Origin of the sequence: Vibrio sp. Vb0888, from assembly GCF_033338835.1 — a bacterium.
Classification (GTDB): Bacteria; Pseudomonadota; Gammaproteobacteria; order Enterobacterales; family Vibrionaceae; genus Vibrio; species Vibrio alginolyticus.
Genome location: NZ_JAWOTL010000019.1, coordinates 27,708 through 40,327 on the forward strand (window position 1 = coordinate 27,708; position 12,620 = coordinate 40,327).

Genomic DNA, 12,620 nt, shown 5'->3' on the forward strand with positions numbered 1-12,620 from the left:
ATCGCTAGTTTCTTTTTGTTGATTCTCAAATACAAAAAAACCGCGGAAAGCCGCGGTTTTGTTTATCTATTTCAAGCTTGCTTAGAACAACTCTTCAGCAACTTTGTATAGATCGTTGCGTACTGGACGCTTCATGTTTTCGATTGCGTCGATGATATCGTGGTGAACAAGTTGCTCTTTCACGATACCTACACAACGACCACCATGACCTTCGATCAATAGGTGAACAGCGTAGTTACCCATACGAGATGCTAGTACGCGGTCAAATGCAGTTGGACGACCACCACGTTGGATGTGACCAAGTACTGTTGCACGAGTTTCACGACCTGTCGCGGCTTCGATGTCACGTGCTAGTTCATTAGCATCCATCATTAGCTCAGTAAGCGCGATGATCGCGTGTTTCTTACCTTTAGCGATACCATCTTGGATGTTGCTGATCAGCTTGTCTTTGTCTAAACCAGTTTCCGGAGTGATGATGTATTCACAACCGCCCGCAATTGCAGACATCAGAGTCAAATCACCACAGTGACGGCCCATGATTTCTACAATTGAAATACGTTGGTGAGATGAAGAAGTATCACGTAGACGATCGATTGCATCGATAACGGTGTTTAGTGCACTTAGGTAGCCCACAGTGTAATCCGTACCTGCGATATCGTTGTCGATTGTGCCCGGAAGACCGATACATGGGTAACCCATTTCAGTCAGTTTCTTCGCACCCATGTACGAACCATCACCACCGATTACCACTAGTGCATCGATACCATGTTTTTTAAGGTTCTCAATCGCTTTTTCACGAACTTCCACTTGTTTAAATTCAGGGAAACGTGCAGAACCTAGGAACGTACCACCTTTGTTGATCACATCTGAAACGCTAGAACGATCTAGCTTCTCGATGCGGCCTTCGTATAGGCCTAGGTAGCCGTCGTACACACCGAATACTTCCAATCCTTCGGATAGTGCTGTACGTACTACGCCGCGTATCGCAGCGTTCATACCAGGTGCGTCACCGCCACTTGTTAAAACACCGATCTTCTTAATCATGCTCACCCTCGATCTTTGGCAATCAATTATTTAATTTTCTTTTAGGCCCCTTGTTACCAAGCAACCTGCATAATCCAGAACTGTGCGTTATGTTACATTTCCTCTACAGGATTACCAATGAAAACGCACTTTTTTATGTAACTTTTCTACTTATGTAAGAGTATTACAGTTTCTCTATGAAACTTTGTTGATTCATATCAGGATCACGAATCTTAATAAGTATTGATGGAAAGATAGTCAATAAGTACCTGTTTGTCGTCGGGCACTGATGGATTTTTCAAGCCTACCAATCTTGCGCTTTCTGCTCTTTCTCAGGTCCGAAAACGACAGACAATGGATCTTGATGGATCAGTACGTCCGCATCAGGAAACAGAGCCAATAAATTATCTTCCACTTTATCAGCGATGTAATGCGCCTCAATTAATCGTAAGTTATCGTCTAGCTCTAAATGCAACTGTATAAAGCGCGTCGGTCCGGACATTCGCGTGCGTAACTGATGCACGCCCAATACCCCTTTTACGCTCAAACAAGCTTGGTTAATTTGCTCAAGTTCTTCATCGGGCAACTTTCTATCAAGTAAGGTTTGAATCGCTTCGCTGACCATTTTGAAAGCGCTATAAAGAATGAAGACACCAATACCAATCGCAAACACAGCATCCGCTTGAGTCACTCCAAAATAACTGAGCCCCAGAGCCACCATGATCGCAGCATTCATATACAAGTCAGTCTGATAATGCAGAGAATCCGCCGCTATTGCTTGGCTCCCCGTCACGCGAACCACATGTTTTTGGAACATCACCAAGCCAAGTGTGACCACAATCGCAAACAGCGATACATACACACCTAACTCCGGTGCGTGTAAAGCATGTGGGCGGAAAAATCGGTCAATCCCGTTAAGAATCAAAAATACTGCCGAGCCCGAAATAAACATTGCTTGGGCTAGGGCCGCTAAGGACTCAGCTTTACCATGTCCAAACGTATGTTCGCGGTCTGCCGGTTGTAAGGCGTAACGAACCACCACAAGATTCACAACCGAAGCCGCGATATCTAACATGGAGTCAATCAATGACGCCAATAAGCTCACTGAGCCGGTTACCCACCACGTGATGACTTTTACTATCAGAAGAAGCGTCGCCACAATGGTTGCAGTCCAAGCGGCGGTCGTAACTAAACGTGCGTATTGCTGTTTCATAATCAAAGAGTTAACTAAAACCATACGTTGAGTATATTGAATGACCATGAAATAACCAGATCAAAAAGAGGCAACCAATGGCTGCCTCTTTATATAACATCAATTCATGACTTAATTATTGCGCGACTTTTCCATGCGCTTGTGCATTCTGTCGCCACACTCTTGCATACGTTCATTTTGTAGCTCAACAAATTTCGCTTTCTGCTCAGGTGTTAATACGCTAAGCATTTGGTGCTTTCTTTCTAGCATTTGCACGCGACGTTCCGTTTGGCGCTCAACCATCTCTTTTGCTAACTCGGTAGCTTGAGCTTCATCAAAATTATCCGCCAGCAAAAGCGATTGCACTTTTGCGTGATGCGCTTGACGCTCAGCCATACGTGCTTCTTTGCCATCAGCGAATTTTGCTTTCATTTCTGCTTTGTTTGCTTCACGCATTTCTTTTAGCTGATCTTTTTGTGCATCAGTCAGGTCTAGTTGACGCATGACACCTCGGTCCATACCCATGCCGCATTCGTCACGAGGACCTTTATGATGGTTTTTACCACCGTAAGCGAATGCGCTTGCGGCGCCAAGAGTAAGAGGTAGAACAACAGCAGCTAACACAAGTTTTTTTGCAGACTTCATAATACGATTCCTTACACAGGTGAGTGGTTCTTCTGAGCTGTTCTCACAGCGCTTGAGTATAGAATACGACCCGCTAGGTAAAGCGACGTATAGGGAGCGTAAAGAATCGTAAAGAGTGATTTTTCTCCTCTTCGTTGCGCATCATTCCAATGTAATATTAGGCTATCGGTAACTTACTATAGGTGCCCCCATGGCAAACATTCTTTTAATCGATGACGATATCGAGCTAACCAGCTTATTAAAAGAAGTACTCAGTTTCGAAGGGTTTGACGTCAGCGAAGCAAATGACGGTGAAGCCGGCTTAGCCGCGATCAATGATAAGATTGATTTGATTTTGTTGGATGTCATGATGCCAAAACTCAATGGCATGGAAACGCTGAAACGCTTACGTGAAAATTGGGAAACTCCCGTCTTGATGCTGACCGCTAAAGGGGAAGAAATTGATCGCGTGATCGGCTTGGAACTGGGCGCGGATGATTATTTACCAAAACCTTTTAGTGACCGAGAGCTGTTAGCGCGAATCCGCGCGATTTTACGCCGCACTAGCAGCACACAAAAAAATACCAAAAACAGCGATTGCATTGAGTATCAAGAAATCCGCCTCTATCCCGGTAAGCAAGAAGCGTATTGTGAGCAACAGTTACTCGATCTCACAGCAACCGAGTTTGCGCTACTCACCCACTTCGTACAAAACCCAGGACAAGTGCTGACCAAAGAGACACTGAGCTTAGATGTGCTTGGTAAACGACTCGCTGCTTTTGATCGCGCTATCGATATGCATGTCTCGAACTTACGTAAAAAATTACCAGATCAAAGCAATGGCAAGCCGCGAATCAAAACCCTGCGTGGTCGTGGCTACATGCTGCTTGAGGAGGATTAATGCGCCTATCACGCATCAAACTGCCAAACATCAATAGCCTGTATGGACGCATCTTTGCCATTTTTTGGTTCACCATGTTATTAGTATTGATAGCCGTGCTATCACTGCCACATTTGGACCCACGCAAAGCTCGCGATATTCCAGAAGAACACTACAAACGTATGGTAGAAACGCGTGACTCAATCCAACAAAAATACAGCCAGCAAACAGATTTAGGCCGCATACTTTTTCGTATCGAGGGCAACCGTCACGGCAAGCACGACCCTCGCCCACGAGTCTTTTTTTCTGACTACAGCGGTAATGTTCTTACGACAGAAAAACGCAGCAATTTTCAATTGCGTGCCATGCAAAACTTTGTCACCAGTATCGAAGATTACAATAATCCAAAGCAGAAGCTGTATGGTCGATACATGATTGCGGGCCCAATTCCTATTACTTTGGCAGGTTCCGATATCTTGATGTACGTGGGCTTCAAATGGAATGAGCCACCACCTCTACTCCTGCGTCTGTTTGATCACCCATTCCAGCTCTTGCTTGCGGTCATGTTGGTTAGTACACCATTGCTGTTATGGCTTGCTTGGGCTTTGAGTCAGCCTGCACGTCGTCTTGAAGCCGCTGCTCAACGTGTAGCGAAAGGTGAATTTGTCACAGACCCAAATTTAGAAAAAGGTACGGCGGAATTTCGTCAAGCAGGCAGCAGCTTCAACCAGATGGTCGAAGCGGTTAATCAAATGATTTCAGGACAACAACGTTTGCTATCCGATATCTCTCACGAGCTGCGCTCACCTTTAACTCGTCTGCGCATGGCAAGCGCATTAGCGACGCGTAAACAAGGCGAAAGCCCAGAACTGACTCGTATCGATACCGAAGCGCAGCGCTTGGAACAGATGATCAGCGAACTATTAGAGCTTTCTCGCATGCAGGCGAACAGTCATATGACTCGCGAAACACAGCCACTAGAAAGTTTATGGGAAGAAATCATTAAAGATGCGCAGTTTGAAGCAGAGCAAATGGGCAAACAGCTACACTATTCAGAATTACCTAAGCGCAATATTTCCGGTAACCCTAAACTGCTGATGAGTGCGGTGGAAAATATCGTTCGTAACGCCATTTACTACGGAAAAGATGAGGTACAAATCGACATCAAAGCCGATGACGATACGCTTCGTATCACGGTTGACGATAATGGAGAAGGTGTACCAGAAGAGGAACTGGCCGCGATTTTTCGCCCGTTCTATCGCGTTTCCACGGCACGCGATCGCCACTCTGGCGGCACAGGTCTCGGCCTAACCATTACCGAAAGTGCCATTCGCCAGCACAGTGGCACGATCGCAGCCAGCCGAAGTCCTTTAGGCGGATTGCGTATGAGTATCACCTTACCGATCAATTGTTAGTCTCAATTTGATGAACTAACAATAATTCGCACCATATTTCTAGAGTGAGTGATTAACAGCCCCACCCTCACTTTAGAAATTGGTGAGGCTTCTTAGAATACCCTTACAAAGATCAAAGTTGATAATAATTATCGTTAGCATTAAAGTAAATTTTCCAATTAAGGAGGATTTACTATGTCACATACATTTCCCGCTCTGCCTTACCCGTACGATTCACTAGAGCCGTACATCGACGCGAAAACCATGGAAGTGCATTACAGCAAACACCACAAGACGTACTTTGATAAGTTTGTAAATGCCGTTGAAGGGAGCGAGCTCGAAACTCAGTCATTAGACGAGATCTTTGACAATATCTCTAAGCTCAGTCCAGCAGTACGTAATAATGGTGGCGGCTATTACAACCACATCATTTATTGGAATTGCATGTCACCAAACGGTGGCGGAGAGCCTCAAGGCGCGCTTGCTCAAGCAATTAACGATAAATTTGGTAGCTTTGCGCAATTTAAAGAGGCGTTTGCCCAAGCTGCCATCAATACCTTTGGGTCTGGCTTTGCATGGCTGATCGTAAAAGATGGTGAGATTCACATTACGTCCACCAGTAATCAAGACAACCCTCTGATGGACGTAGTGGATGTGCGCGGTGAACCAATCCTCGCATTAGACGTGTGGGAGCACGCGTATTACATCAGCTACCAAAACCGTCGCCCAGAATATATTGATGCGTGGTGGAACGTCGTCAACTGGCGAGCAGTTGAAGAAAACTATGCTCACGCTCTCTTATAAAGAGCATCGCTACTTACGGTATTAACATCCGCGCTAATGCCTGCTTTCATACCCAGGTCAATTTTGCTGAATCTCGCATCTCTCGGTGACTTGGGTATATACTGCCCTTCTCTTTGACCAACTCTATTTCAATACCATGTTTGATATCGCTTTATACGAACCAGAAATCGCGCCGAACACCGGCAACATCATTCGACTATGCGCCAACTGCGGTGCAAACCTTCACTTAATTGAACCTCTGGGTTTCGATCTTGAAGAGAAAAAAGTCCGCCGTGCTGGTTTGGATTACCATGATTTAGCTCGCGTAACACGCCATAAAAACTATCAAGCGTTCTTAGAGTATTTAGAGAAAGAGAAGCAAGGTAACTATCGATTGTTTGCCTGCACCACCAAAACCACAGGTCACCACGTTGATGCACAATACCAAGCGGGTGATGTTTTGATGTTTGGTCCAGAAACTCGTGGCTTGCCTGCTGAAATCATCGATAGCTTGCCAATGGAGCAGCGTATTCGCATTCCAATGATGCCAGATGCGCGCAGCCTAAACCTTTCGAATGCCGTTGCGATCATTGCTTTTGAAGCATGGCGTCAAATGGGCTTTGAAGGCGCATTGTAAGCAGCACGAATTCCAAATACAGAAAAGGGCGCTTGATGCGCCCTTTTGTTTTCTTTACTGTCTAACTCAATCAGTTGAGCTTGTTGCGATCATCATCGTCTTTACGCTCGTATTCCCCTTCGAAGGTCTTGCCATTATCTGACTGGGAATCAAATGGGTCACGACGGAACGGGTCTTGCTCAAATGGCCCCTGGTTAGAGAAACCACCTTGGAAGCCACCGCCATGCATGGTTTTCACCACCATTTTGCTCATCAAGTATTTAGCTATCGCGGCGCGTGGCGCAGGAAGCAACACCAACATACCAAGGGCATCGGTCATAAAGCCCGGGGTTAACAGTAGCACGCCAGCCACCGCTAGCATTACGCCTTCAAAAATTTGCTGGGCTGGAATTTCACCTTGTTCAAGACGCCCCTGTACTGAAATCAGTGTTTGTATACCTTGGCTACGAACCAACGATGCACCAACAAATGCCGTGATTAAAACTAGTGCAATGGTCGGCCATAAACCTAAAAAGCCGCCCACCTGAATAAATAAGCCGATTTCAATGATCGGAACAAAAATAAACGCTAATAATAAGATAGGAAACACACGCCCTCCTTTGTTTAATTCAGTGTAATGGTAAAAGCAGACTAAGCTCAAACGAATCGTTGTAAAAAAGCGTGTTCATACTGGTCTCCTTCTCTTTTAGGCAAAGTAGCAGGAGCACGTTTCATTCAATTGCATACCGATTTTTTCGTGCTTTTAAAGTGCTAATTTCGAACTCTAAAAACTCATGTTTGTCGAGGAAAATCGAGTACCTATAAAGGGTTATTAATAACCCGTTCATACTTTGCAAATTATTGACTCATGAAAAACGAAAAAGGTGATCTAGTTACTATTTTTATGCGCTAGGTGCAGTATCATGTGCCACATAAGTCAGGACGGATTTTCCAGCCAAAAATTCTGATGAATGGATTCTAGATTGCAGAAATGGCTAATAAATAACTTTATTATCAGAATTATCATCTAAGGATCCTGCTATGGCTACCCTATCTGATGCTCCAAAAACAGCAAACCCAGCCACTCGTATTGAAGAAGATCTATTAGGTCAACGTCATGTCCCTGCAGATGCGTACTACGGTATTCATACGCTACGTGCGATCGAGAACTTCAACATCTCTAATATGACCATCTCTGACGTACCAGAATTTGTACGCGGCATGGTAATGACCAAAAAAGCAGCAGCGTTAGCAAACAAAGAACTTGGCGCTATTCCAAAAGACGTTGCAAACTACATCATCGAAGCGTGTGATTTGATCCTAGAAACTGGCAAGTGTATGGATCAGTTCCCATCAGACGTATTCCAAGGCGGTGCAGGCACTTCAGTTAACATGAACACGAACGAAGTGATCGCAAACGTTGCGCTTGAGTTGATGGGTAAAGAGAAAGGCCAATACGAATTTGTTAACCCAAATGACCATGTAAACAAGAGCCAATCAACCAACTGTGCGTACCCAACAGGTTTCCGTATTGCGGTATACAACAGCGTACACAAGCTAATGGAAGCAATTGAGTACCTAAAAGGCGCATTCGAACTTAAAGCCGTTGAGTTTAAAGATGTACTGAAAATGGGCCGTACTCAGCTTCAAGACGCAGTACCAATGACAGTCGGTCAAGAGTTCCATGCGTGGGCGGTAACACTAAACGAAGAGATTCGTGCTCTAGATTACACATCTAAACTCCTCCTAGAAATCAACCTAGGCGCAACCGCAATCGGTACTGGTCTAAATACACCAACTGGCTACCAAGCGCTTGCAGTAAAACACCTAGCGGAAGTAACAGGCCTTGACGTTGTTGCAGCAGAAGACCTTATCGAAGCAACGTCTGACTGTGGTGCATACGTAATGACTCACGGCGCGCTAAAACGCCTAGCAGTGAAACTATCGAAGATCTGTAACGACCTTCGTCTACTTTCTTCTGGTCCTCGTGCGGGTCTAAATGAATTGAACCTACCTGAAATGCAAGCAGGCTCTTCAATCATGCCAGCTAAAGTAAACCCAGTTATCCCAGAAGTAGTAAACCAAGTTTGCTTCAAAGTTCTCGGTAACGACAACACGGTTTCTTTCGCAGCAGAAGGCGGTCAGCTACAGCTAAATGTAATGGAACCAGTTATCGCACAAAGTGTGTTTGAGTCTATCTCTCTACTACACAACGCGTGTGTGAACTTACGTGATAAATGTATCGACGGCATCACAGTGAACAAAGAAGTTTGCGAAAACTACGTTTACAACTCTATCGGTATCGTCACTTACCTAAACCCATACATCGGCCACCACGAAGGTGACATCGTAGGTAAGATTTGTGCAGAAACTGGTAAGAGTGTTCGTGAAGTCGTGCTAGAGCGCGGTCTGCTTACAGCAGAGGAGCTTGATGAAATCTTGTCAGTAGAAAACTTCATGCATCCTACTTACAAAGCAAAACGTTACGAGTAATAACGAATCCGAAGGGGGCCACTCAGGCCCCTTTTTTAGGCTCTCATACGGTTAACCACATTTTTTATATGCTTTTATTGCCGCTAAACCACTAGGTTCTCATTCTCTGAGCATTTACTCCTGTTCCTGAGTGTTCAAAAAATCAGAATCAAATAAAAAACTAAAGAGGTATCAATATGGTCATGGTCGAACTCTTCGTGGTTCTGCTCTTCATCTATTTGGGGGCAAGAATCGGTGGTATCGGCATTGGTTTTGCCGGTGGTGCTGGGGTCATTGCGTTGTCTTTGATCTTGGGCGTACCAACAAGCCAAGCTTACATTCCCGTTGACGTAATTTTGATCATCATGTCTGTAATCACCGCTATCGCAGCAATGCAGGTAGCGGGTGGTTTAGACTGGATGGTGCAAGTTGCTGAAAACTTTTTGCGCAAGCATCCTGAGCGCATCACCTTTTATGCGCCTATCGTAACTTACCTAATGACATTAATGGCGGGTACTGGCCACACGGCATTCTCTACTTTGCCAGTGATTGCAGAAGTAGCGAAAGGCCAAGGCGTGCGCCCTTCTCGTCCACTGTCTATCGCGGTCGTAGCATCGCAAATCGCTATCACCGCATCACCAATCTCAGCGGCTGTTGTAGCGTTCGCGGCAATGCTGCACCCATTTGGCGTTGACTACCTAACACTACTAGCAATCTGTATCCCAACGACGTTCATCGCGTGCATGATCGGTGCGTTCGTGGCGAACTTCATGGGCTGTGAGCTAAAAGACGATGCTGAATACCAAGAGCGTCTAGAAAAAGGCTTAATCAAGCTAAATACAGAAGCAAAACGCGAAATCCTACCAACAGCGAAGAAAGCAACCTTCATCTTCCTAGGCGCAATCGCATTTGTCGTGTGTTACGCAGCAGCAATTTCTGGCTCTGTTGGCCTTATCGAGAACCCTGCTCTAGGTCGTAACGAAGCTATCATGACGGTAATGCTAGCAGCTGCGGCAGCTATCGTAATGAGCTGTAAAATCGATGCTGGCAAAATCCCAGCCGCAGCAACATTCCGCTCTGGTATGACAGCGTGTGTGTGTGTTCTTGGTGTGGCATGGCTAGGTTCTACGTTCGTTAACGCGCACGTTGACGGCATCAAAGAAGTTGCGGGTGCGCTACTAGCAGACTACCCATGGATGCTAGCACTTGTTCTATTCTTCGCTTCAATGCTGCTTTACTCACAAGGTGCAACCACTGTTGCGCTGATGCCAGCAGCACTAGCAATCGGTGTTGCACCACTTACCGCAGTTGCATCTTTCGCAGCAGTAAGTGCGCTATTCGTGCTGCCAACTTACCCAACGCTTCTAGCAGCGGTTGAGATGGACGACACGGGCTCAACTCGTATCGGTAAGTACGTATTCAACCACCCATTCTTTGTACCTGGTGTGGTAACCATCGCTTCTGCGGTAGCACTTGGCTTCGCATTCGGTGGTCTACTGATCTAGTAGAAACAGAGTCTTACTCGGGGAGCTTCGGCTCCCTTTTTTATTGCCTGTTGTCTTGATTTATGCTCAATAAATCTTCATTTTCATGAAACTTATTGACTCGCCTCCGGGTCTGATTGAGTTACACTAACGGCAATTATCTAAGATGAATTGACTCTTTTATGCGCGCATTACTTTCCGTTTTACTCTTAGGGCTCATTACCTTTTCCACTCCGTCTTTAGCTTTATTTGGCAAAGACCAGTTTAACAGTAGCCAGAACAACAGTTTTGGTAGCAGCAGCGACAGCTTTGTTCCGGTTGATCAGGCGTTTCCATTTAACTTCTACCAGCAAGATGACAAATTGATGCTCGATTGGCAGGTACGTGACGGGTACTACCTATATCAAGAGCGCTTGTCTGTAGCTGGTGAGAAAGTATCGCTAGGCGAACTGCAAATGGAAGACGGCACACCGCATAAAGATGAATTCTTTGGTGACGTGCATATCTATACGCAACCTCTCTTCGTTAACGTACCAATGTATGATTGGCAAGACGGTGCGCGCGTGGTGGTGCAATACCAAGGTTGTGCGAAAGCAGGCTTCTGTTACCCGCCAGAAACTCGCGTGATTCCTATCAGCGCGTTTACTTCGTCGAACTCAGATTCAACAACGGCGACAACTGCATCAAAAGCAGAACAGGCACCAACAGCAACGCCACCAGCGGTGCAATCATCTAGTTCTGCCGACACACCATCAGCTCCAGTAACACAGCAAGATAGCCTTGCAGCCAACCTTGCTGATAACTGGTGGACACCACTTCTGTTCTTGGCGCTTGGTGTGGGCTTGGCGTTTACACCTTGTGTGCTACCGATGTACCCAATTCTGACCAGCATAGTGCTTGGCAGTGGCAAACTAAGCCAACGCCGCGCGCTAGGCTTGTCATTCGTCTACGTGCAAGGCATGGCGCTGACTTACACCCTACTCGGCCTTGTGGTCGCGTCTGCTGGCATGCAGTTCCAAGCGGCAATGCAACACCCTTATGTGCTGATTGGTTTGAGCGTACTGTTCATCGCACTCGCTTTGTCTATGTTTGGTCTGTACTCATTACAGCTACCAAGCAACGTTCAAACGTGGTTAAACAACCTCAGCAACAAACAACAAGGCGGCAGCAGTGCAGGCGTATTCGCTATGGGGGCGATTTCTGGACTGGTGTGCTCACCATGTACCACAGCGCCTCTGTCTGGTGCGCTACTTTACGTTGCACAAAGCGGCGATTTGCTTACCGGTGGTATCGCGTTATACGCGCTGGCGATGGGCATGGGTATTCCGCTGATTCTTGTTGCGGTCTTCGGCAACAAACTGCTACCAAAAGCAGGTGGTTGGATGGACCGAGTGAAAACACTCTTCGGCTTTATTCTGCTTGCCGCACCTATCTTCTTACTAGAACGCATCATGCCAGAAATGTGGTCAACGATTCTGTGGTCAGCACTGGGTATTGCTGCTTTTGGTTGGCTATACCACATCAAAAACAGTCTAGAGTTTGGTGGCTGGAAACAAAGTGCCGTGGGCATAATCGCCGTCTTAGGTTTGCTAGCCTCAGCACAACCTATCTTAAATTACTGGTTTGGCAACAGCACAACACAAACTCAGCAAGCCACTGTTAGCTTTACTCGCATTGCTAACGTGGCGGAGCTTGAAGAACAACTGGCACTTGCGAAAGCGGCAGGTAAACCCGTCATGCTCGATTTCTACGCCGATTGGTGTGTAGCATGTAAAGAGTTTGAAAAGTACACCTTCCATGACCCAAGCGTCGAAGCCAAACTGCAAGACTTCGTTCTTCTGCAAGCGGACGTGACCAAAAACCAAGTGCAAGACATCGAACTACTGAAGCACATGAGTGTGCTTGGTTTACCAACAATTGAGTTTTGGGATGCCAGTGGTGAAAACGTTTCAAACGCTCGTTTGACGGGCTTTATGCAAGCCGAGCCTTTCTTAGAGCATATCAAGCAGTTCTGATAACCAGATATTCAAACGCCAGTGATGTCCACTGGCGTTTTTATTGCTCAGATTTGAATAAGAACATTGCGTTTATATGCAATTTTCCTAATAAAAGTCGATTTGGTTCAGACTTTTAGCGAATAAATATTGTCCAC

Annotated in this window: 11 protein-coding genes; 7 read left to right on the forward strand and 4 right to left on the reverse strand. The window is 45.9% G+C overall.

From position 1 onward, the window contains the following. Positions 1 to 81: 81 nt before the first annotated feature. The 3 genes from pfkA to R7P72_RS20020 all read right to left on the reverse strand — a co-directional run bounded on the left by pfkA (position 82) and on the right by R7P72_RS20020 (position 2,860). A complete protein-coding gene (gene pfkA / locus R7P72_RS20010; RefSeq protein ID WP_005381521.1) occupies positions 82 to 1,044 on the reverse strand; it encodes a 6-phosphofructokinase in 963 nt (320 codons plus the stop codon). Positions 1,045 to 1,327: 283 nt separating this feature from the next. Beyond that, positions 1,328 to 2,236 (reverse strand): CDF family cation-efflux transporter FieF, encoded by a 909-nt coding sequence (gene fieF, locus R7P72_RS20015; protein ID WP_025768809.1) that lies wholly within the window; start codon positions 2,234 to 2,236, stop codon positions 1,328 to 1,330. Between the two features lie 111 nt (positions 2,237 to 2,347). Then, positions 2,348 to 2,860, reverse strand: a complete 513-nt coding sequence (locus R7P72_RS20020; RefSeq protein WP_047104268.1) for a CpxP family protein — start codon at positions 2,858 to 2,860, stop codon at positions 2,348 to 2,350. Between the two features lie 190 nt (positions 2,861 to 3,050). Between R7P72_RS20020 and R7P72_RS20025 the strand changes: the two genes are divergently transcribed. The 4 genes from R7P72_RS20025 (at position 3,051) to trmL (ending at position 6,533) form a co-directional block, all read left to right on the forward strand. Continuing rightward, positions 3,051 to 3,740: a response regulator gene (locus R7P72_RS20025; RefSeq protein WP_005382384.1), complete on the forward strand. Its 690-nt coding sequence runs from the start codon at positions 3,051 to 3,053 to the stop codon at positions 3,738 to 3,740. Then, positions 3,740 to 5,134, forward strand: coding sequence for an envelope stress sensor histidine kinase CpxA (gene cpxA / locus R7P72_RS20030; RefSeq protein WP_005382383.1), 1,395 nt, complete (start codon positions 3,740 to 3,742; stop codon positions 5,132 to 5,134). Before R7P72_RS20025 ends, cpxA begins: the two co-directional genes overlap by 1 nt. A 174-nt stretch (positions 5,135 to 5,308) precedes the next feature. Continuing rightward, on the forward strand, positions 5,309 to 5,917 hold the full coding sequence (locus R7P72_RS20035; RefSeq protein ID WP_005382382.1) for a superoxide dismutase: 609 nt from the start codon (positions 5,309 to 5,311) through the stop codon (positions 5,915 to 5,917). Positions 5,918 to 6,053: 136 nt separating this feature from the next. Then, positions 6,054 to 6,533: a tRNA (uridine(34)/cytosine(34)/5-carboxymethylaminomethyluridine(34)-2'-O)-methyltransferase TrmL gene (trmL, locus tag R7P72_RS20040; RefSeq protein ID WP_005382381.1), complete on the forward strand. Its 480-nt coding sequence runs from the start codon at positions 6,054 to 6,056 to the stop codon at positions 6,531 to 6,533. Between the two features lie 70 nt (positions 6,534 to 6,603). Here trmL and R7P72_RS20045 read toward each other — a convergent pair whose 3' ends face one another. After that, entirely contained in the window at positions 6,604 to 7,122 is a 519-nt protein-coding gene (locus R7P72_RS20045; RefSeq protein ID WP_005382380.1) for an FxsA family protein, read from the reverse strand. Positions 7,123 to 7,553: 431 nt separating this feature from the next. Between R7P72_RS20045 and aspA the strand changes: the two genes are divergently transcribed. The 3 genes from aspA (at position 7,554) to R7P72_RS20060 (ending at position 12,483) form a co-directional block, all read left to right on the forward strand. Then, positions 7,554 to 9,005 carry an aspartate ammonia-lyase gene (aspA, locus tag R7P72_RS20050; protein WP_005382379.1) on the forward strand — a complete coding sequence of 484 codons (1,452 nt, stop codon included), beginning with the start codon at positions 7,554 to 7,556 and terminating at the stop codon, positions 9,003 to 9,005. 176 nt (positions 9,006 to 9,181) lie between these two features. Continuing rightward, positions 9,182 to 10,489, forward strand: coding sequence for an anaerobic C4-dicarboxylate transporter (locus R7P72_RS20055; protein WP_005382378.1), 1,308 nt, complete (start codon positions 9,182 to 9,184; stop codon positions 10,487 to 10,489). A 161-nt stretch (positions 10,490 to 10,650) separates the two neighbouring features. Next, positions 10,651 to 12,483 (forward strand): protein-disulfide reductase DsbD, encoded by a 1,833-nt coding sequence (locus R7P72_RS20060; protein ID WP_213907341.1) that lies wholly within the window; start codon positions 10,651 to 10,653, stop codon positions 12,481 to 12,483. The last annotated feature ends 137 nt before the right edge of the window (positions 12,484 to 12,620 follow it).